This is a genomic window from Streptomyces sp. NPDC041796 (assembly GCF_055590785.1).
In genome coordinates this window covers 83,839-102,716 of the sequence record NZ_JBVJAH010000005.1, presented here as the reverse complement: position 1 = coordinate 102,716, position 18,878 = coordinate 83,839, and the positions used below count along the sequence as shown (strand labels likewise).

24 protein-coding genes, 1 tRNA gene and 1 riboswitch are annotated in these 18,878 nt (G+C 70.3%); of the genes, 9 read left to right on the top strand and 16 right to left on the bottom strand.

The window, feature by feature from the left end; all coding sequences use genetic code 11:
- Positions 1–82 precede the first annotated feature (82 nt).
- Positions 83–2,410, top strand: a complete 2,328-nt coding sequence (locus ACZ6C1_RS11330; RefSeq protein WP_469240028.1) for a transglycosylase domain-containing protein — start codon at positions 83–85, stop codon at positions 2,408–2,410.
- Positions 2,411–2,489: 79 nt separating this feature from the next.
- On the opposite strand, the gene ACZ6C1_RS11325 is transcribed toward ACZ6C1_RS11330, so the two are convergent.
- The 3 genes from ACZ6C1_RS11325 to ACZ6C1_RS11315 form a co-directional block, all read right to left on the bottom strand.
- Positions 2,490–2,810, bottom strand: coding sequence for a DMT family transporter (locus tag ACZ6C1_RS11325; protein ID WP_469240027.1), 321 nt, complete (start codon positions 2,808–2,810; stop codon positions 2,490–2,492).
- Positions 2,811–2,847: 37 nt separating this feature from the next.
- Positions 2,848–2,918: riboswitch (guanidine-III (ykkC-III) riboswitch) on the bottom strand.
- 62 nt (positions 2,919–2,980) lie between these two features.
- Positions 2,981–3,319 (bottom strand): GroES family chaperonin, encoded by a 339-nt coding sequence (locus tag ACZ6C1_RS11320; protein WP_073750705.1) that lies wholly within the window; start codon positions 3,317–3,319, stop codon positions 2,981–2,983.
- 55 nt (positions 3,320–3,374) lie between these two features.
- Positions 3,375–3,695 (bottom strand): DUF3618 domain-containing protein, encoded by a 321-nt coding sequence (locus tag ACZ6C1_RS11315; RefSeq protein WP_469240026.1) that lies wholly within the window; start codon positions 3,693–3,695, stop codon positions 3,375–3,377.
- Between the two features lie 121 nt (positions 3,696–3,816).
- Between ACZ6C1_RS11315 and bcp the strand changes: the two genes are divergently transcribed.
- From bcp to ACZ6C1_RS11300, 3 genes are all read left to right on the top strand, one after another.
- On the top strand, positions 3,817–4,284 hold the full coding sequence (gene bcp, locus ACZ6C1_RS11310; protein WP_469240025.1) for a thioredoxin-dependent thiol peroxidase: 468 nt from the start codon (positions 3,817–3,819) through the stop codon (positions 4,282–4,284).
- 96 nt (positions 4,285–4,380) lie between these two features.
- Positions 4,381–4,569: a hypothetical protein gene (locus ACZ6C1_RS11305; protein ID WP_469240395.1), complete on the top strand. Its 189-nt coding sequence runs from the start codon at positions 4,381–4,383 to the stop codon at positions 4,567–4,569.
- 49 nt (positions 4,570–4,618) lie between these two features.
- Positions 4,619–4,702 (top strand) — tRNA-Leu (locus ACZ6C1_RS11300).
- Between the two features lie 60 nt (positions 4,703–4,762).
- Here the strand turns inward: ACZ6C1_RS11300 and rdgB are convergent.
- From rdgB to ACZ6C1_RS11280, 4 genes are all read right to left on the bottom strand, one after another.
- Positions 4,763–5,365: an RdgB/HAM1 family non-canonical purine NTP pyrophosphatase gene (rdgB, locus tag ACZ6C1_RS11295; protein WP_469240024.1), complete on the bottom strand. Its 603-nt coding sequence runs from the start codon at positions 5,363–5,365 to the stop codon at positions 4,763–4,765.
- 11 nt (positions 5,366–5,376) lie between these two features.
- On the bottom strand, positions 5,377–5,760 hold the full coding sequence (locus tag ACZ6C1_RS11290) for a hypothetical protein (protein ID WP_469240023.1): 384 nt from the start codon (positions 5,758–5,760) through the stop codon (positions 5,377–5,379).
- 88 nt (positions 5,761–5,848) lie between these two features.
- Positions 5,849–6,592 carry a ribonuclease PH gene (gene rph, locus ACZ6C1_RS11285; RefSeq protein ID WP_469240022.1) on the bottom strand — a complete coding sequence of 248 codons (744 nt, stop codon included), beginning with the start codon at positions 6,590–6,592 and terminating at the stop codon, positions 5,849–5,851.
- Positions 6,593–6,681: 89 nt separating this feature from the next.
- On the bottom strand, positions 6,682–6,915 hold the full coding sequence (locus tag ACZ6C1_RS11280; RefSeq protein ID WP_031076305.1) for a PTS sugar transporter subunit IIB: 234 nt from the start codon (positions 6,913–6,915) through the stop codon (positions 6,682–6,684).
- A gap of 189 nt (positions 6,916–7,104) precedes the next feature.
- On the opposite strand from ACZ6C1_RS11280, the gene ACZ6C1_RS11275 reads away from it, so the two are divergent.
- Both ACZ6C1_RS11275 and ACZ6C1_RS11270 read left to right on the top strand, forming a co-directional pair.
- Positions 7,105–8,403: a PTS transporter subunit EIIC gene (locus ACZ6C1_RS11275; protein ID WP_469240021.1), complete on the top strand. Its 1,299-nt coding sequence runs from the start codon at positions 7,105–7,107 to the stop codon at positions 8,401–8,403.
- A gap of 212 nt (positions 8,404–8,615) precedes the next feature.
- The gene (locus tag ACZ6C1_RS11270; protein WP_469240020.1) at positions 8,616–9,878 is read left to right on the top strand and encodes a PTS transporter subunit EIIC; all 1,263 of its coding nucleotides are present in this window, start codon (positions 8,616–8,618) and stop codon (positions 9,876–9,878) included.
- 42 nt (positions 9,879–9,920) lie between these two features.
- On the opposite strand, the gene ACZ6C1_RS11265 is transcribed toward ACZ6C1_RS11270, so the two are convergent.
- Positions 9,921–10,673 carry an MBL fold metallo-hydrolase gene (locus ACZ6C1_RS11265; RefSeq protein ID WP_469240019.1) on the bottom strand — a complete coding sequence of 251 codons (753 nt, stop codon included), beginning with the start codon at positions 10,671–10,673 and terminating at the stop codon, positions 9,921–9,923.
- 163 nt (positions 10,674–10,836) lie between these two features.
- Here ACZ6C1_RS11265 and ACZ6C1_RS11260 point away from each other — a divergent pair, with 163 nt between their 5' ends.
- Positions 10,837–11,286 carry a type II toxin-antitoxin system PemK/MazF family toxin gene (locus ACZ6C1_RS11260; RefSeq protein WP_469240018.1) on the top strand — a complete coding sequence of 150 codons (450 nt, stop codon included), beginning with the start codon at positions 10,837–10,839 and terminating at the stop codon, positions 11,284–11,286.
- A 347-nt stretch (positions 11,287–11,633) separates the two neighbouring features.
- Here ACZ6C1_RS11260 and ACZ6C1_RS11255 read toward each other — a convergent pair whose 3' ends face one another.
- The 7 genes from ACZ6C1_RS11255 to clpS form a co-directional block, all read right to left on the bottom strand.
- Positions 11,634–12,584: a PLP-dependent cysteine synthase family protein gene (locus tag ACZ6C1_RS11255; RefSeq protein ID WP_469240017.1), complete on the bottom strand. Its 951-nt coding sequence runs from the start codon at positions 12,582–12,584 to the stop codon at positions 11,634–11,636.
- Positions 12,584–12,862, bottom strand: a complete 279-nt coding sequence (locus ACZ6C1_RS11250) for a MoaD family protein (RefSeq protein ID WP_064072210.1) — start codon at positions 12,860–12,862, stop codon at positions 12,584–12,586. Before ACZ6C1_RS11250 ends, ACZ6C1_RS11255 begins: the two co-directional genes overlap by 1 nt.
- Before the next feature lie 169 nt (positions 12,863–13,031).
- On the bottom strand, positions 13,032–13,148 hold the full coding sequence (locus ACZ6C1_RS11245) for a putative leader peptide (protein ID WP_469240016.1): 117 nt from the start codon (positions 13,146–13,148) through the stop codon (positions 13,032–13,034).
- A gap of 86 nt (positions 13,149–13,234) precedes the next feature.
- The gene (locus tag ACZ6C1_RS11240) at positions 13,235–13,657 is read right to left on the bottom strand and encodes a M67 family metallopeptidase (protein ID WP_469240015.1); all 423 of its coding nucleotides are present in this window, start codon (positions 13,655–13,657) and stop codon (positions 13,235–13,237) included.
- Between the two features lie 82 nt (positions 13,658–13,739).
- The gene (locus tag ACZ6C1_RS11235) at positions 13,740–15,164 is read right to left on the bottom strand and encodes an amino acid permease (RefSeq protein WP_469240014.1); all 1,425 of its coding nucleotides are present in this window, start codon (positions 15,162–15,164) and stop codon (positions 13,740–13,742) included.
- Between the two features lie 314 nt (positions 15,165–15,478).
- Positions 15,479–16,054 (bottom strand): DUF2017 domain-containing protein, encoded by a 576-nt coding sequence (locus ACZ6C1_RS11230; protein WP_469240013.1) that lies wholly within the window; start codon positions 16,052–16,054, stop codon positions 15,479–15,481.
- The gene (gene clpS / locus ACZ6C1_RS11225) at positions 16,054–16,359 is read right to left on the bottom strand and encodes an ATP-dependent Clp protease adapter ClpS (RefSeq protein WP_064072206.1); all 306 of its coding nucleotides are present in this window, start codon (positions 16,357–16,359) and stop codon (positions 16,054–16,056) included. The genes ACZ6C1_RS11230 and clpS overlap by 1 nt, the downstream gene beginning before the upstream one ends.
- A 103-nt stretch (positions 16,360–16,462) precedes the next feature.
- On the opposite strand from clpS, the gene ACZ6C1_RS11220 reads away from it, so the two are divergent.
- Together ACZ6C1_RS11220 and ACZ6C1_RS11215 are read left to right on the top strand one after the other, a co-directional pair.
- On the top strand, positions 16,463–17,791 hold the full coding sequence (locus tag ACZ6C1_RS11220; RefSeq protein ID WP_469240012.1) for a nicotinate phosphoribosyltransferase: 1,329 nt from the start codon (positions 16,463–16,465) through the stop codon (positions 17,789–17,791).
- Positions 17,792–17,914: 123 nt separating this feature from the next.
- Entirely contained in the window at positions 17,915–18,502 is a 588-nt protein-coding gene (locus ACZ6C1_RS11215) for an isochorismatase family protein (RefSeq protein ID WP_469240011.1), read from the top strand.
- 12 nt (positions 18,503–18,514) lie between these two features.
- Here ACZ6C1_RS11215 and ACZ6C1_RS11210 read toward each other — a convergent pair whose 3' ends face one another.
- Positions 18,515–18,847 carry a hypothetical protein gene (locus ACZ6C1_RS11210; protein WP_469240009.1) on the bottom strand — a complete coding sequence of 111 codons (333 nt, stop codon included), beginning with the start codon at positions 18,845–18,847 and terminating at the stop codon, positions 18,515–18,517.
- Positions 18,848–18,878 lie beyond the last annotated feature (31 nt).

Genomic DNA, 18,878 nt, shown 5'->3' with positions numbered 1-18,878 from the left:
TTGCCGGGGTTGGGCGGGTGTGCCGTGCACTATGAAGGGGCTACACAAAACGCCCCATATCGGACGAAACAGGCCGGAGAACATGAGCGACGAGCCACCGCAGCCAGGCTGGGAGCCCCGCGACCCGACCGTCGCCGGGCCGCCACCCGAAGCCCCCGCCACCCCCGACCGCAGCCCCAGGCGCAAGAAGCGCACCGGCTGGCGGCGGCTCCTGCCCACCTGGCGGATGGTCCTCGGCGGATTCCTCTTCCTCGCCCTGCTGCTGATCGGCGGCTTCTTCGCCGGTTACCACCTCGTCGACATCCCGCGCGCCAACGCCGCCGCCACGGCCCAGTCCAACGTGTTCCTGTACCGCGACGGCACCCCGCTCGCCCAGAAGGGTGACGTCAACCGCGAGAACGTCCGCCTCTCCCAGGTCCCCGCCGGCGTTCAGCACGCCGTACTCGCCGCCGAGGACCGGGACTTCTACTCCCAGCCCGGCGTCGACCCGGAGGCGATGCTGCGTGCCACCTGGAACACCCTCACCGGCAAGGGCACCCAGGGCGGCTCCACCATCACCCAGCAGTACGTCAAGAACTACTACCTCGGCCAGGAACGGACCCTCGTCCGAAAGGTGAAGGAGTTCTTCATCTCGATCAAACTCGACCGGGAGAAGACCAAGGACGACATCTTCCAGGGGTACCTCAACACCAGCTTCTACGGCCGCAACGCCTACGGGATCCAGGCCGCCGCCCGCGCCTACTACGGCCGGGACGCCCAGGACCTGACGACCGCTCAGGGCGCCTACCTCGCCGTCCTCCTCAACGCCCCCAGCGCCTATGACGTCACCGGCCGCCCCGAGAACCGCGCCAAGGCGATCGGGCGCTGGAACTACGTACTGGACGCCATGGTCAAGGAGAAGTGGCTCAGCCCCGCCGCCCGCGCCGCCACCGCCTTCCCCGACCCCGAGGAGGCCACGGCCACCACCGGCCTCTCCGGCCAGCGCGGCTACATCGTCCAGGCCGTCGAGGACTACCTCACCGACCACCACGTCATCGACAGGAAGTCCCTCGCGCAGGGCGGCTTCCGCATCACCACCACCCTGGAGCAGCACAAGCAGGAGTCCCTCGCCCAAGCCGTCCACGAGCAGGTCACGGCCCGCCTCGACAACGGCAATGAGACGGACCGGTACGTACGGGTCGGCGGCGTGTCCATCGACCCGGCCACCAGCAAGGTCGTCGCCATGTACGGCGGCGTCGACTACACCCGGCAGTTCGTCAACAACGCGACCCGCCGCGACTACCAGGTCGGCTCCACCTTCAAGCCGTTCGTGTTCGCCGCCGCCGTCCACCACGCCTCCGTCACCCAGAACGGCGACCGCATCTCGCCCCACACCCGCTACGACGGCACCAACAAACGCCAGGTGCAGGGCTGGACCGGCAGCCCGTACGCCCCGGCCAACGAGGACGACGTGAACTACGGCCCCATCACCGTCCGCACCGCCACCGACAAGTCCGTCAACGCCGTGTACGCCCAGCTGGCCGTCGACGTCGGCCCGGCCAAGGTGGAGCAGACCGCCATCGACCTGGGCCTGCCCGCCGACACGCCCGACCTGAACCCCTCCCCCTCCATCGCGCTCGGTCCCGCGACCGCGAGCGTGCTGGACATGGCGGAGGCGTATGCCACCCTCGCCAACCACGGCAAACACGGCACCTACGCCCTGGTGGAGAAGATCGAGAAGGACGGCAAAGCGCTGCCCCTGCCCGCCGGCGAGAGCAAGCAAGTGATCAGCCGGGAGGCCGCCGACACGACGACGGCCATGCTGCGCAGCGTCATCGAGGGCGGCACCGGCACCGCCGCGCAGGCGGCCGGGCGCCCGGCCGCGGGCAAGACCGGCACGGCGGAGGACGACAAGGCGGCCTGGTTCGCCGGCTACACGCCGGACCTGGCGACCGTGATCACGGTGATGGGCCAGGACCCGGACACCGGAGCGCAGAAACCGCTGTACGGGGCGCTGGGACTGGAGCGCATGAACGGCGGCGGGGCGCCCGCGGAGATCTGGGGCCAGTACACCCGGGCGGCGCTGGAGGACAGCGAGGTGCGGGAGTTCGACCTGGTGCTGGCCGACGGCGTCGAGGAGGAGCTGGAGAAACCGGATCCCTCCGGCTCGATGGACCCCGAGGACCCGGGCGGCTGGGAGCACGAGGGCACGGAGGCGGGCCGCGGCCGGGAGGGGTACGACGGGTACGACGGGTTCCGGGGCCCGCGCGGATCCGGCGGGGCGCACGGCACCGGCGGTACGCAGGAGGCCGCCCGCCCGGGCCGGGCGACCGGCGGTGCCCCGGCGCCCGGCCCGGACGGCGTTACGGCCACCGGGCAGGTGCCCGGCATGCCCGCCGGCCCGCCCGGCGGCCCCGCCCGGGTCCGGTAGACGGCACGCAGGGCCTGGCGGCACGGACGGATCGGCGCGGCCCGGGCACGCACAGGCCGCGCCGGTCGGCGGTACCCCGCTAGTGGCCGGAGGTGGCCTTCAGGCCCACCACCGCGACCAGCAGCAGGCAGACGAAGAAGATCCGCGCGGCCGTCGCCGGTTCGCCCAGCACCACCATGCCGACGACTGCCGCACCGGCGGCGCCGATGCCGACCCACACGCCGTACGCGGTACCGATCGGGAGGGTCTTCGCGGCCTGGGAGAGCAGGGCCATGCTGGCCACGATCCCGATACCGGTGAGGAGGCTCGGCCACAGCCGGGTGAAACCGTCCGTGTACTTCATCCCGATCGACCAGCCCACTTCGAGCAGACCGGCGACGATCAGCAGGACCCAGGCCATGACGGCACCTCCGAGACGCGAGAACGTACGAACAAGGGGTGCGTCGTCTTTGCGGAAACCCGGTACGGCGCGTCTCGTCGGGGTCCTTCCACGCTAGCAAAGAGACGCACAAAGGCCTGGTGACGTCCGCCACCAGGCCTTTTCCGCACGCGCTTCGGACCGAAGCCGCCCTACAGGTACAGACCGGTCGAGTCCTCCGACCCGCCGAACCTGTCCGCCGCGACCGCGTGCAGGTCGCGTTCCCTCATCAGTACGTACGCCACGCCCCGCACCTCGACCTCGGCGCGGTCCTCGGGGTCGTACAGCACCCGGTCCCCGGTCTCCACGGTCCGTACGTTCTGACCGACCGCGACCACCTCGGCCCAGGCGAGCCGGCGGCCGACGGCGGCGGTCGCCGGGATGAGGATGCCGCCGCCCGAACGCCTCTCACCCTCGGGCGTGTCGGTGCGGACCAGCACCCGGTCGTGCAGCATCCGGATGGGCAGCTTGTCGTGGGTGTTCTCGCTCACGCCACGAACCTACCTGCCCCGGCGCGTCCCGCACGCCAGAGGGGCACGACTCGTGTCAGTCCTTGCGCCTCCGGGCGCCCAGGGCGAGCAGCCCGACCACGCCGACGGCGAGGAGGGCCACCGGCACCACCCGCTCCAGGCGCGGTGCGCCGTCCTCCGAGACGAACCGTCCCTTCACATCGGTCACCACGCGGTTCACGGTGACGAAGGCGCGTCCGGCGGTCTGGTCGACCGTCGACGCCACCTTGGCCTTCGCGTCCCCGATGATCGTCTTCGGGTGCATACGCACGCCGATCTCGTCGAGAGTGACGGCGAGCTGCTCGCGTCGGCGGACGATGTCCGCCTCGATCTGCGCAGGGGTCCTGGCTTCCGACACCGCGCTGCCTCCGTAGGTCCGTCCAAATCCGTGGTGGACAGTCTGTCAGCTCGGGGGCCCGGTGACTGTCCCAGACCCCCATTAGGCTCTGAACGCATACGTCCGAGTCAGGAGAGAGATCATGAGCGAGCGACTGCAGCCCGGCGACACCGCCCCCGCCTTCACCCTGCCCGACGCGGACGGCAAGGACGTGTCCCTGGCCGACTACCGGGGCCGCAAGGTCATCGTGTACTTCTACCCGGCCGCGCTGACGCCCGGCTGCACCAAGCAGGCGTGCGACTTCACCGACAACCTGGACGTGCTCGCCGACGCGGGCTACGACGTGATCGGGATCTCGCCGGACAAGCCGGAGAAGCTGGCGAAGTTCCGTGAGAAGGAGGACCTGAAGGTCACGCTGGTCGGCGACCCCTCCAAGGAGACCCTGGAGGCCTACGGTGCCTTCGGCGAGAAGAAGCTCTACGGCAAGACGGTGACGGGTGTGATCCGCTCGACGGTCGTCGTGGACGGGGAGGGCAAGGTCGAGCGGGCGCTGTACAACGTGAAGGCGACCGGCCACGTAGCCAAGATCATCAAGGACCTCGGCATCTGACGGCCGTGTGAGCGAAGTCCCAGCGCCTGGGGCTTCGGTTCCCCACCAGGCCCAGCGGCCCCGCCACGGAACCGGACCCGCCGGCCCCAGGCCTCCATGGACGCCCCCCAGCACGGCGGTCAGTGCCGTCACCAGCCCCGCCCCGCCGACGTACCCGGCGTCGTCGCGGTCGCCTGCACGAAGGAGACGGCCCGTCAGCCCCTCGCGGGCTCACCGCCGTCGGTCGGTACGGAGGAGGAGGCGGCGGAACCGGTTCGGGCCCGGGCCCCGGGGCCCAGGTTCTGACGGCGGCGCCCGGCGGCCACGGGCCGCCCACTACGATGGGGGCGCGCACGCGGCCGTGGTGGAATTGGCAGTCACGCTGGGTTTAGGTCCCAGTGGGGTAACACCCGTGAGGGTTCGAGTCCCTCCGGCCGCACATCACCGCGAAGGGCCGCCCCCTGTACCCCGGGGGCGCCCTTCGGCGTGAGCGGGCCCGTCAGCCGACCAGTTCACGGATGACCGGCACCAGGGCACGGAAGGCCTGGCCGCGGTGACTGATGGCGTTCTTCTCCGCCGCCGTCAGCTCCGCGCATGTCCGGGTGTCGCCGTCCGGCTGGAGGATCGGGTCGTAGCCGAAGCCTCCGGTGCCGGCCGGGGTGTGGCGGAGGGTGCCGCGGAGACGGCCTTCCACGACGCGTTCGGTGCCGTCGGGGAGGGCGAGCGCGGCCGCACAGGCGAAGTGGGCGCCCCGGTGCTCGGGGGCGATGTCGGAGAGCTGGGCCAGCAGGAGCCCGAGGTTCGCCCGGTCGTCTCCGTGTCGGCCAGCCCAGCGCGCCGAGAAGATGCCGGGCGCTCCGCCGAGGACGTCGACACAGAGGCCGGAGTCGTCGGCGATGGCGGGCAGTCCGGTGGCACGGGCGAGGGCGTGGGCCTTGAGGAGGGCGTTCTCGGCGAAGGTGACGCCGGTCTCCTTGACGTCGGGGATGTCCGGGTAGGCGTCCGCGCCGACGAGCTCGTGGTCGAGCCCTGCGTCGGCGAGGATGGCGTGCAGTTCGGTGATCTTCCCGGCGTTGCGGGTGGCGAGGATCAGGCGGGTCATGGGCCCAGTATCTACGGGGTACAGACCTTGCCGATCTCGGTGGCCGCGTCCGTGACCGGCTTGATGTCGGGGGTCGTGTCGCCGTTCTGGACGGCGGTGCGGACACTGTCGACGCCCTTGCCGAGGTCGTCGACGGCCTTGGACAGGTCGGCGTTGTCCGTCTTGTCCTTGAGGCTGTCGAGTTCCTTGTCGATCTCGTCGAGGGACTCGTTCATCCGGGTCGGGTCGTTCGTCGCGCTGGAGACGGCCTGGCTCAGCTTGTCGACGCTGGTGGCGATGGAGTCGGCGGCCTGGACGCAGTCCATGGCCTTGTCGAGCGCGCCGCAGCCGACCGCTCCGGTGAGGGCGAGCACTGCGGTGGCGGCGGCGAGAGCGGCGGTACGGCGACGGCGCATGGAACGGGTCCTCCCGAGGGCTGCGGACGGGCGTACGGTTCGGCCCGTACGCCCGTACTGGTGGACGCCCCGGGGGCGTCCACGGTTGCTAGGGGTTGTCCTGGAGCGTGATGCCGAGGGCGTCGCGCTGGAGGGCGGCGAGGTCGGCGCAGCCTCCGGTGGCGAGGTCGAGGAGGGCGTTGAGCTCCTTGCGGTCGAAGGGCTCGGCCTCGGCGGTGCCCTGGACCTCGACGAAGCGGCCGTCGCCGGTGCACACCACGTTCATGTCGGTCTCGGCGCGCACGTCCTCCTCGTAGCAGAGGTCGAGCAGCGGTGTGCCGTCGACGATGCCGACGGACACGGCGGCGACGGTGCCCGTGAGCGGCTTGCGGCCGGCCTTCACGAGCTTCTTGCCCTGCGCCCAGGCGACGGCGTCGGCGAGGGCGACGTACGCGCCGGTGATGGCGGCGGTGCGGGTGCCGCCGTCGGCCTGGAGGACGTCGCAGTCGAGGACGATGGTGTTCTCGCCGAGGGCCTTGTAGTCGATGACGGCGCGCAGTGAGCGGCCGATGAGCCGGGAGATCTCATGCGTGCGGCCGCCGATCTTGCCGCGTACGGACTCGCGGTCGCCGCGGGTGTTGGTGGAGCGCGGCAGCATCGAGTACTCGGCGGTGACCCACCCTTCGCCGCTGCCCTTGCGCCAGCGGGGGACGCCCTCGGTGACGGAGGCGGTGCAGAAGACCTTGGTGTCGCCGAAGGAGATGAGGACGGAGCCCTCGGCGTGCTTGCTCCATCCGCGTTCGATGGTGACCGGGCGGAGCTGTTCGGGGGTGCGGCCGTCGATTCGAGACATGGCACGAGCCTAGTCGCCCATGTGCGAGGGGCCCGTTCCGGTACCGGAACGGGCCCCTCACGGGTGAGCGGTGCGCTGTGGGCGTCCGCTCACATCATGTCTTCAATCTCCGCGGCGATCGGGTCGGCGTCGGTGCCGATAACGACCTGGATCGCGCTGCCCATCTTGACGACGCCGTGGGCGCCGGCGGCCTTCAGCGCGGCCTCGTCGACCAGGGCGGGATCGGCGACCTCGGTGCGCAGGCGGGTGATGCAGCCCTCGACCTCTTCGATGTTGTCGATGCCACCGAGCCCGGCGACGATCTTCTCAGCCTTGCTGGCCATGTCTTTCTCCCTGCGTCCAAGAGCCGTTTCGGAGCACTGAGCGCTGCTCGGCCCACCTAGGTCTTTCGTCACGGTAACGCACGGTTGGCCCATCTTCGCGGGCGCATTACCCGGTTGTACCGAAGGATGACGATCACCAGCGCCTACGATATCGCAACTGGTCTACACCAGTCTTCCGGGAGGACGCCGATGAGCTCCGAGAGCGCGGCCGCGCCCAAGCCCGCACCGAAGCCCCGGCGGTGGACCGGCGTCTTCCAGGGCTTGCAGAAGATGGGCCGCAGCCTCCAGCTCCCCATCGCCGTGCTGCCCGCCGCGGGCATCCTCAACCGCCTGGGCCAGCCCGACGTCTTCGGCGCCGACGGGCTGGGCTGGAACGACGTGGCCAAGGTGATCGCGGGCGCGGGCGGCGCCCTGCTGGACGCGGACCTCGGCCTGCCGCTCCTGTTCTGCGTCGGCGTCGCGATCGGCATGGCCAAGAAGGCGGACGGCTCCACCGCGCTCGCCGCGGTGACGGGCTTCCTGGTCTACCGGGGCGTGCTGCGCGCCTTCCCCAAGGACTGCCCGCCGGGCACCACGGACGTTAACGGCGGCTGCCTGGGCGCGGACGACACCTTCGTGGCGTACACGTACCAGAATCCCGGCGTCTTCGGCGGCATCGTCATGGGCCTGCTGACCGCCTACTTCTGGCAGCGGTTCCACCGCACCAGGCTGGTCGACTGGCTGGGCTTCTTCAACGGCCGCCGGCTCGTCCCGATCATCATGTCGTTCGTCGCGATCGCCTTCGCCGTGGTGTGCCTGTTCATCTGGCCCCCCGTCGGCGACGCCCTGGAGGACTTCAGCGACTGGCTCGTGGGCCTGGGATCCTGGGGCGCCGGCCTCTTCGGCGTCGCCAACCGCGCGCTGCTGGTGATCGGGCTGCACCAGTTCCTGAACGTGCCCGTCTGGTTCCAGTTCGGCACGTACACCAAACCGGACGGCACCGTCGTGCACGGCGACATCAGCATGTTCCTCGCGGGCGACCCCGACGCGGGGCAGTTCACCACCGGCTTCTTCCCCATCATGATGTTCGCGCTCCCCGCCGCCGCGCTGGCCATCACCCACTGCGCCAAGCCGCACCGCCGCAAGGAGGTCGGCGGCCTGATGCTCTCGGTGGCCCTCACGTCCTTCGTCACGGGGATCACCGAGCCGATCGAGTACTCGTTCCTCTTCATCGCACCCGTGCTGTACGTCGTCCACGCCCTGCTGACCGGTGTCTCGATGGCGGTGACCTGGGCCTTCGGCGTCAAGGACGGCTTCAGCTTCTCGGCGGGCCTGATCGACTACGTGATCAACTGGGGCCTGGCGACGAAGCCGTGGCTGATCATTCCGATCGGTCTCGTCTTCGCGGTGGTCTATTACGCGATCTTCCGCTTCGCGATCACGAAATTCGACCTCAAGACACCGGGGCGCGAGCCCGAAGAGGCGGAGACGGACGTCACCAAGCCGTAGCCGCCCGATCACGCCGAAGGGGCCCCGCGATAGGGGCCCCTTCGGCGTTATCAAATCGCAAGTTCCTTATCTAACCCTCACCGTGCTACAACAGGTCTACACCACTTAATGGTGTAGACCACGCGGTGTTGCGCCGCGTTTCCCGAGACGCCGCCGTCCCCCATTAGACATCAATGTCCCCGGGCGGCGCCTTGCCCACCTGGAGGAACCTGATGTCCACCGCCACCGCCCCCGAGGCGGAGAAGAAGAAGGGCGCCGGCGCGATGGCCGTCCTGCAGCGCATCGGCCGCAGCCTCATGCTGCCGGTCGCCGTGCTGCCGGCCGCGGCGCTCCTGGTGCGTTTCGGCCAGCCGGACATGCTCGGCCGTGAGTCGTTCCCGACGTTCATCACCAAGATCGCGGGCTATATGGCCGCGGGCGGTGGCGCCCTGCTGGACAACATGGCGCTGCTCTTCGCCGTCGGTATCGCGATCGGCTTCGCCAAGAAGTCCGACGGCTCCACCGCGCTGGCCGCGGTCGTCGGCTACCTCGTCTTCAAGAGCGTGCTGGGCACCTTCACCGACAGCAGCCTGCCGAAGAAGGAAGCCATCGTCGACGGCAAGATCGTCATGGTCGAGCAGGCGGTCGACGCCAAGGTGCTCGGCGGCGTGGTCATGGGCATCATCGTGGCGCTGCTCTACCAGCGCTTCTACCGCACCAAGCTGCCCGACTGGCTGGGCTTCTTCGGCGGCCGCCGCCTGGTCCCGATCCTCTCCGCCTTCGCCGGCCTGATCGCGGGCATCCTCTTCGGCCTGATCTGGCCCTGGCTCGGTGCGGGCCTGCACAACTTCGGTGAGTGGCTCGTCGGCTCCGGCGCCGTGGGCGCGGGCATCTTCGGTGTCGCCAACCGCGCGCTGATCCCGGTCGGCATGCACCACCTGCTGAACTCCTTCCCCTGGCTCCAGGCCGGCGAGTACGAGGGCAAGAGCGGCGACATCGCCCGCTTCCTGGCCGGCGACCCGACCGCCGGACAGTTCATGACCGGCTTCTTCCCGATCATGATGTTCGCCCTCCCCGCCGCGTGCCTCGCGATCGTCCACTGCGCCCGCCCCGAGCGCCGCAAGGTCGTCGGCGGCATGATGTTCTCCCTCGCGCTGACCTCCTTCGTCACCGGTGTCACCGAGCCGATCGAGTTCACGTTCATGTTCATCGCGCCGGTGCTGTACGCGGTCCACGCGGTGCTGACCGGTGTCTCCATGGCGCTGACCTGGGCGCTCGGCATGAAGGACGGCTTCGGTTTCTCCGCCGGCGCCATCGACTTCCTGCTGAACCTGGGCATCGCGTCCAACCCGTGGGGTCTGGCCCTGGTGGGCCTGTGCTTCGCGGCGGTCTACTACGTGGTCTTCCGCTTCGCGATCACCAAGTTCAACCTCCCGACGCCGGGCCGCGAGTCCGACGAGGAGCTGGCCGAGCTCCAGAAGGCCGAAGCCAAGTAAGCACCTCCACGAGAAAGGCCCCCGGTCACCCGGGGGCCTTTGTCACACCTCGTAGACCGCGCCCGCGTGCGCCAGTTCCGACGGCCCGTCGTAGACCGCCCGCGCGTCCGCCAGGTTCCGCTCGCCGTCCGTCCACGGCGGGATGTGCGTGAGCACCAGCCGCCCCGCGCCCGCCCGGGCGGCGTGCGCGCCCGCCTCACGGCCGTTCAGGTGCAGCCCGGGGATGTCCTCCTTGCCGTACGTGAACGACGCCTCGCACAGGAACAGGTCGGCCCCCGCCGCCAGCGTGTCCAGTTCGGCACAGACACCCGTGTCACCCGAGTACACGAGGGCCTTCCCCCCGTGCTCCACCCGGATCCCGTAGGCCTCGACGGGGTGGCAGACCTTCTCCGTGCGCACCCGGAACGGGCCGATGTCGAAAGAGCCGGACTTGAGCGTGTGGAAGTCGAACACCTCGCTCATCGACTTGTCGGACGGCGTGTCCGCGTACGCCGTCGTCAGCCGCTGCTCGGCGCCGTCCGGCGCGTAGACGGGGATGGCGGGGCAGCGGCCGCCCTCGTGGCGGTAGTAGCGCGCGACGAAGTACCCGCACATGTCGATGCAGTGATCGGCGTGCAGGTGACTGAGGAAGATCGCGTCCAGGTCGTACAGACCGATGTGGCGCTGCAACTCGCCCAGGGCGCCATTGCCCATGTCGAGGAGCAGCCGGAAGCCGTCGGCCTCTACGAGGTAGCTCGAACAGGCCGATTCCGCGGACGGGAACGACCCCGAGCAGCCGACGACGGTGAGCTTCATGGAGCGTGAACCTCCGAGGACGGGAGCCGGGCAGGCGCTGACAGGGGAGGTCGTGCGGTTTACCGAGCGTAAGGCGCGGCGCGCCGGGTCGCTCCTCCGCAGTGGCCCCTTGTGGTCGAACTCACCCGCGCTGTCACCGGTTCGGGCGGGTAGCGTCCGTTCCATGGACACGTCCTGGTGGCTGGCGCTCGGCGCCGTCGTGGTGATCGCGCTGGTCGCGGCGGTGTCCGACGCGACGGGCCGCGCCCGCCGTCCGGGTGGCCGGACGCGCCCGCCGGCCCGGCCGGGCGGGACGCCGAAGGCCCGCCCCCGGCCGGGGGAGATCTGGTGGGCGGACGTCCCCTACGAGGACGGCCCCGGCTCCAAGGACCGCCCGTGCCTGGTCCTGGCGGTACGCGGCGACACGGCGCTCGTCGTCAAGATCACCAGCCGGTACCGGGACGAACGCCCGGGCGTGATCGCCCTGCGCCCCGGCGCCGTGGGCGACGCGCGGGGCCGCCCGAGCTTCCTGGAGACCGACGAGCTCAGGGACGTACCGCTCTGGCACTTCCGCCGCCGCGCGAGCCGGGTGGACCCGTTGGTCTGGGACCGGGTCCGGCACCTCTCCGCCTGACCGGGGGCCGCGCCCGCCCCGCCCCTTCCGCGCGGCGGCTTCGCGCCGCGAGGCATGACAAGCCGCACCGAACCGACGGCCGGGGTGGGGCCGTGCAGGGTCGCCCCCGCTGGGGGTCCCCCCACTTGTGGGGGAGGTTGGCGGCGCCGAGACGGCTCCCTGCCGGACGAACCCAGGGCCGCCGACCGCGAGGAGGTGAGCCCGGAGGGGCCACACCCCCACCCACCGGCACCGGCCGCCGGACGGGCACCGCCCACGTCGGCACCGTTAACAGGCCCCGTCCCGGGGCACCGCGAAAGGGCGCCGCCCCACTCCAACCGGAAGCCCACCGAGCCGCAAGGGCGGCGCTACGCCCAGAGCTGGCCCTGGAGCGTTTCGATGGCCGCTTCGGTCGTCGGGGCCGTGTAGACGCCCGTCGACAGGTACTTCCAGCCGCCGTCGGCCACGACGAACACGATGTCCGCGCTCTCGCCCGCCTTGACCGCCTTCTTCCCGACCCCGATCGCCGCGTGCAGCGCCGCGCCCGTCGAGACGCCCGCGAAGATGCCCTCCTGCTGGAGCAGCTCCCTCGTGCGGGTCACCGCGTCGGCCGAGCCGACGGAGAAGCGGGTCGTGAGGACGGAGGCGTCGTACAGCTCGGGGACGAACCCCTCGTCGAGGTTCCGCAGCCCGTACACCAGGTCGTCGTACCGCGGTTCGGCGGCGACGATCTTCACGTCCGGCTTGTGCTCGCGCAGGAAGCGGCCGACGCCCATCAGCGTGCCCGTCGTCCCGAGCCCGGCCACGAAGTGGGTCACGGACGGGAGGTCGGCCAGGATCTCCGGCCCCGTCGTGGCGTAGTGCGCGCCCGCGTTGCCGGGGTTGCCGTACTGGTAGAGCATCACCCAGTCGGGGTGCTCCGCGGCGAGCTCCTTGGCGACCCGCACGGCCGTGTTGGAGCCGCCGGCCGCGGGGGAGGGGATGATCTCGGCGCCCCACATCGTGAGCAGCTCGCGCCGCTCCTGGGAGGTGTTCTCGGGCATGACGCACACGATGCGGTAGCCCTTGAGCCGGGCCGCCATCGCGAGCGAGATGCCCGTGTTGCCGCTGGTGGGTTCGAGGATGGTGCAGCCGGGCGTGAGCCGGCCGTCCTTCTCGGCCTGCTCGATCATGTGCAGGGCCGGACGGTCCTTGATCGATCCGGTCGGATTACGGTCCTCCAGCTTGGCCCAGATGCGGACGTCCGCCGAGGGGGACAGACGCGGCAGCCGGACCAGCGGGGTGTTGCCGACGGCGGCGAGCGGCGAGTCGTAACGCATCAGCGCATTCCGCCGGCCACGGCCGGGAGGATCGTGACGTTGTCGCCGTCCGACAGCTTGGTGTTGATGCCTTCGAGGAAGCGGACGTCCTCGTCGTTCAGGTAGACGTTCACGAAGCGGCGCAGCTCTCCGCCGTCGACGATGCGTTCCTGGATGCCGGCGTACCGGGTCTCGAGGTCGGCGAAGAGGTCGGCGAGGGTGTCCCCGCTGCCCTCGACGGCCTTGGCGCCGCCGGTGTGGGTGCGGAGGATGGTCGGGATGCGGACCTCGATGGCCATGGCGTGGGCTCCTGTCGGAAGGGCTGTGTCAGCAGGGAGGCGGGAAGGGGGCGGGCGGTGCTGCGTGCGCACGCGGACGGCTGCGCGCACAAGTGCGGAGGCGGCGCGACTGGTACCGGGTCGGTACCGGGCGGTGCCGGGGCGTACCAGGACGTGCCGGTGGTGGCGCTCAAGCGGCGGCACAGCGCGGACAGATCGCGCTGGCGAGGCGGCAGAGGTCGACGTGCAGCCGCGCCACGAGCAGCACGGTGCCCGGCGTCTGTTCGCTCACGTCGATGGAAACCATGCGGTCATCGTATCGATTCCCGGTCCGCCCTTCGGAGTGTGATCCCGCATTCTGGACGTTTTCCATCCGTCATGCGGGACCAGCACTCAGTACGCCTCGACGACCTGCACCTCTTCCTCGGTGATCTCGCCGTCCACGATCCGGTACGAGCGGAACTGGAACGGTCCGGCGTCGTCCGTGTCCGCCGTGGAGACGAGGACGTAGTGCGCTCCGGGCTCGTTGGCGTACGAGACGTCCGTACGGGACGGGTAGGCCTCGGTCGCGGTGTGCGAGTGGTAGATGACGACGGGTTCCTCGTCGCGGTCGTCCATCTCGCGGTAGAGCTTCAGCAGGTCGCCCGAGTCGAACTCGTAGAACGTGGGCGAGCGGGCGGCGTTGAGCATCGGGATGAAGCGCTCCGGGCGCCCGGAGCCGGCCGGTCCCGCGACCACGCCGCAGGCCTCGTCCGGGTGGTCCTCGCGCGCGTGCGCGACGATCTGGTCGTACAGAGCCCGTGTGATGGTCAGCATGGGCATCAGGATAAGCAGATGGGCCCGCCCGTACCGAGTGCTGGTACGGGCGGGCCCACATGGTGGACAAGCCACCGGGAGACTACCGCTTGAAGGAGGCGCTCTCCGGGTTCCGGGACTTCAGGACCAGGTAGGAGACGCCGAGCAGCAGGGCCCACAGCGGGGCGCAGTACAGGGAGACCCGCGCACCCTCGTCGATGCCCATCATCACGATGACCATGCCGATGAACAGCAGGGCGAACCAGCTCGTGTACGGCGCGCCGGGGGCCTTGAACTCCGACTCCGGGGCCTCACCGCGCTTGACGGCGGCCCGGTAGCGGATCTGCGAGACCAGGATCATGATCCAGGCCCACATGCCGGAGATGGTGGCGAAGGAGACGACGTACTCGAAGGCCTTGCCGGGGGCGACGTAGTTGATCCACACGCCCACGAGCATCAGCGCCGCCGAGAAGGTGAGGCCGATCAGCGGGGTGCCGGACCTCGTCAGCTTGGTGAAGACCTTGGGGCCCTGGCCGTTGAGCGCGAGGTCGCGCAGCATGCGGCCGGTGGAGTACATGCCCGAGTTGCAGGAGGACAGGGCGGCCGTCAGTACCACGAAGTTCACGATCGCGGCGCCGATGCCGAGGCCCATCTGCTCGAAGGCGGCGACGAACGGCGAGACGCCCGGCTTGAAGTGCGTCCACGGCACGACCGACAGGATCATGATCAGCGCGCCGACGTAGAAGACGGCGATGCGCCACGGGACGGTGTTGATGGCCTTCGGCAGGGTGACCTTCGGGTCCTTCGACTCGCCGGCGGTGACGCCGACCAGCTCGACCGCGAGGAAGGCGAACATCACGATCTGGAGCGTCATCAGCGTGCCGCCGATGCCCTTGGGGAAGAAGCCGCCCTCGGACCACAGCATGGTCATGGACGCGGTGTCGCCGGCGTCGGAGAAGCCGATGGTGAGGATGCCGGCGCAGATCAGGATCATGCCGATGATGGCGGTGACCTTGATCATCGAGAACCAGAACTCCAGCTCACCGAAGAGCTTCACGGAGATGAGGTTCGCGCCGTACAGGATGATCGTGAAGATGAGGGCGGAGACCCACTGGGGGATGTCCCACCAGTACGTCATGTACGTGGCGGCCGCGGTGACCTCGGTGATGCCGGTGACGACCCAGAAGAGCCAGTACGTCCAGCCGGTGACGAAGCCGGCGAAGGGGCCGACGAACTCACGGGCGTACTCCGCGAAGGAGCCCGAGACGGGGCGGTACATGAGCAGCTCGCCCAGCGCCCGCATGATGAAGAAGATGACGAGGCCGGCGATGGCGTACGCCAGGATGAGGCTCGGTCCGGCCTTGGAGATGGCCTTGCCCGCGCCGAGGAACAGCCCGGTGCCGATGGCTCCGCCGATCGCGATCATCTGGATCTGACGGGCTCCGAGGCCCCGCTGATAGCCCTCGCCGGACGCGGACTCCGCGGCCTCACTGCCGTCGTGCTGCTTGTCGACCTGCACTGAGGTCATGGTTGGTGCGCCTTTCTCCACGCTGATCCGCGTCGATCGCGCACTGGACTGCGCGTGACTGCGGATCAGGTCCTGATCCCCCCGGATATGGATGGAGTGCCGCCGGCGGTCCGCCGGCCTGAGCGCCCCCGGGAACAGGGGTGGCGTCCCCGGGCGGTCGTGAAGATTTATCACGGTCGCAACCGTGATCGACGAGCGGGATTGTGGCGCACCGCACAGTAAGAAGCGGACAAATGACACAGACACCCATAACTCAGGGTGTGCTGGTGATCCGATCGTTATACGGATTTGAGCGTCCGCTGAGCGAACGAAGGTCACATGAGGGTCTCGACGAGCGTCTCCTGGAGGGCGCCCAGCCAGAGGTACGCCATGACCATCGGCTTGCGCGGGTCGGAGTCCGGCAGCCGGTACAGCACCTCGTTCTCGTCGTCGTCCCTGACCTCCAGCCGGGTGCCGATGGTCAGCCGCAGATCGTTGAGCGCGCCGAGCCAGTGGCGGGCCTCGTCGGCCGTGAGCTTCAGGACCGCGCCACCCCCGCCCGCGACGTCGAGCGTGTCCAGGCTCCGTACGACGGCGAGGGCGTCCGCGCGCTTGCGGTCGCGCAGGTCGTTCTCGGTGTAGCGGCGGAATTCGGCGGACGCCTCGCGCAGCTTCTCGTCGCCGTCCTCGTACGCGTTGGGGAAGAGGCGGGCCAGCGCGGGGTCGGCCGGCGGCTCGCTGGGGCCCTCGCGGAACAGCTCGGCCAGCGGGTCCTCCCCCTTGGGGGACGTCTCGCCGGGGCCGATCAGCTCCAGGAGCTGGACGGCCAGGGAGCGGAGGATGGAGATCTCGACCTCGTCGAGCGGGACGGCCGCGCCACCGCCCGGCAGCGCCTCGAAGTGCCCGCTCATCAGCCGCGGTCCTGGGAGAGGGTCGCCCACAGCCCGTAGCCGTGCATCGCCTGCACGTCCCGTTCCATCTCCTCACGGGTGCCGCTGGAGACGACGGCCCTGCCCTTGTGGTGCACGTCCAGCATCAGCTTGTGCGCCTTGTCCTTGGAGTAGCCGAAGTACGCCTGGAAGACGTAGGTGACATAGCTCATGAGGTTGACCGGATCGTTGTGGACGATCGTCACCCAGGGCACGTCGGGTTCGGTGACGGCGAAACCCTCTTCGGCCGCTTCGGTGCGTTCGATCTCTGCGGGAGCAACACTCACTTAGCCAATGCTGCCACTGAGGGTGGGGGGTCGCACAAACGGGGCTCGTACGGAGCCGAGGGGAAATCGTCACTCTGACGAGTATTCGGGGTAGCATCGTCGTATGAATGCTGCGGATCTTGGGCTGCCGGTGGACGTGCCGTCTACCGCGCTCTTCACCGACCAGTACGAGCTGACCATGCTCCAGGCGGCGCTGCGGGGCGGCACGGCCGACCGGCGGTCGGTCTTCGAGGTGTTCACCCGGCGGCTGCCCGAGGGGCGGCGCTACGGCGTCGTGGCCGGCACCGGCCGTGTGCTGGACGCCGTGGAGAACTTCCGCTTCGACGCGGGCGTCCTCGGTTTCCTGCGCGAGCGGGGCATCGTCGACGAGCCGACGCTCGCCTGGCTCGCGGACTACCGCTTCAGCGGCGACATCTGGGGCTACCCCGAGGGCGAGGTGTACTTCCCCGGCTCGCCGATTCTCCGGGTCGAGGGCACCTTCGCCGAGTGCGTCCTGCTGGAGACCGTGATCCTGTCGATCCTCAACCACGACTCGGCGATCGCGGCCGCCGCCTCCCGGATGTCGGCCGCCGCCGGTGACCGGCTGCTGATCGAGATGGGGGCCCGGCGCACCCACGAGCTGTCCGCGGTCGCCGCCGCCCGCGCCGCGTACGTGGGCGGTTTCTCCTCCACCTCGGACCTGGCCGCGGGCTTCCGCTACGGCATCCCCACGGTCGGCACGTCCGCGCACGCCTTCACCCTCCTGCACGACACCGAGCGCGACGCCTTCCGCGCGCAGGTCGAGTCGCTGGGCCGCGGTACGACGCTGCTCGTCGACACCTACGACGTGGCCGAGGCGGTGCGCACCGCCGTGGAGGTCGCCGGTCCGGAACTGGGCGCGGTGCGCATCGACTCCGGTGACCTGCTGCTGGTCGCCCACCGGGTGCGCCAGCAGCTCGACGAGCTGGGGGCGCGCGACACCAGGATCGTCGTCACCTCGGACCTGGACGAGTACGCGATCGCGTCGCTCGCGGCGGCGCCGGTCGACGCGTACGGCGTCGGTACGCAGCTCGTGACCGGCAGCGGTCACCCGACCTGCTCGATGGTCTACAAGCTGGTCGCCCGTGCCGAGTCCGGAGACCCGAAGGCGCCGCTGCGCTCGGTGGCCAAGAAGTCGCTGGGCGGCAAGATGTCCGTCGGTGGCCGCAAGTGGGCGGCGCGGCGGGTCGACGCGGACGGGGTGGCCGAGGCGGAGGTCGTGGGCACCGGCCCGGTCCCGTCGGAGCTCGCGGACCGGCAACTGCTGACGCAGCTGGTCAAGGGCGGCGACGTGGTGGCCCGTGAGCCGCTGGACGCGGCGCGGGAGCGGCACATGGCGGCACTGGCGGGGTTGCCGATGTCGGCGATCCAGCTGTCACGGGGTGAGGCCGTCATCCCCACGGAGTACGTCTGAGACCGGCCCGGGCGGGAAGGGAGGCCCCCTCCCGCCGGACCGCGTAAGTCTCTAGGCTCGAACCCATCCCCGGAACCACGCGCGTACACCCGACCGACCGCTCCCCCACGAAGGACAACCGCCATGCACCGCGCACTGATCGTCGTCGACGTACAGAACGACTTCTGCGAGGGCGGCAGCCTCGCCGTGACGGGGGGCGCGGACGTCGCCGCCGCCATCACGGACCTGGTGGGCGAGGCGGCCGGTGCCGTCTACCAGCACGTGGTGGCCACCCGCGACCACCACGTCGACCCGGGCGACCACTTCTCCGACCGGCCGGACTACGTGAACTCCTGGCCGAGGCACTGCGTGGCCGGTACGGAGGGAGTGGGCTTCCACCCGAACTTCGCACCGGCGGTCGCCTCGGGCGCGATCGACGCGGTGTTCGACAAGGGCGCCTACGCGGCGGCGTACAGCGGCTTCGAAGGCACCGACGAGAACGACGTCCGGCTGGCCGACTGGCTGCGGGAGCGGGAGGTCACGGAGGTGGACGTGGTGGGCATCGCCACCGACCACTGTGTCCGCGCCACCGCCCTGGACGCGGCCCGTGAGGGCTTCCGCACCCAGGTGCTGCTCGACCTGACGGCCGGGGTCGCGGAGGAGACCACCGAGCGGGCCCTGGAGGACCTCCGCGCCGCGGGCGTCGAGCTCACCGGCAAGCCCGTCGTCTGAGGCCCCGGGCGGCTAGGACGCGCTGGGGGCGCCCCAGGCGCGGGCCTGGGGCAGCAGGGCGCGGATGGGGTGCCAGAGCTCGGTGTGGGACTCAGGGACCGTGCGCCAGAGCAGGCCGTCGGGGTGGTGGAGCACCGCGGTGATCTCGTCCGGTGTGGGCGGGTGGGTGTTGCCTCGCAGGTAGACCGCGCGGAGGCCGAGGTTCCGCAGCCGGGTCAGGGCGCGGGCGCGGTTGGCGGCGTGGACCAGGACGCGGACCGTGGAGCCGTCGCCCACCGGGCTCGGCAGGCTGAGGGCGACCACGACCTTGCCGCCGGGCAACTTGGTGAAACCTCCACCGGGCATGCTGAACCACTCCCCCGTGAGATGGTGTGTC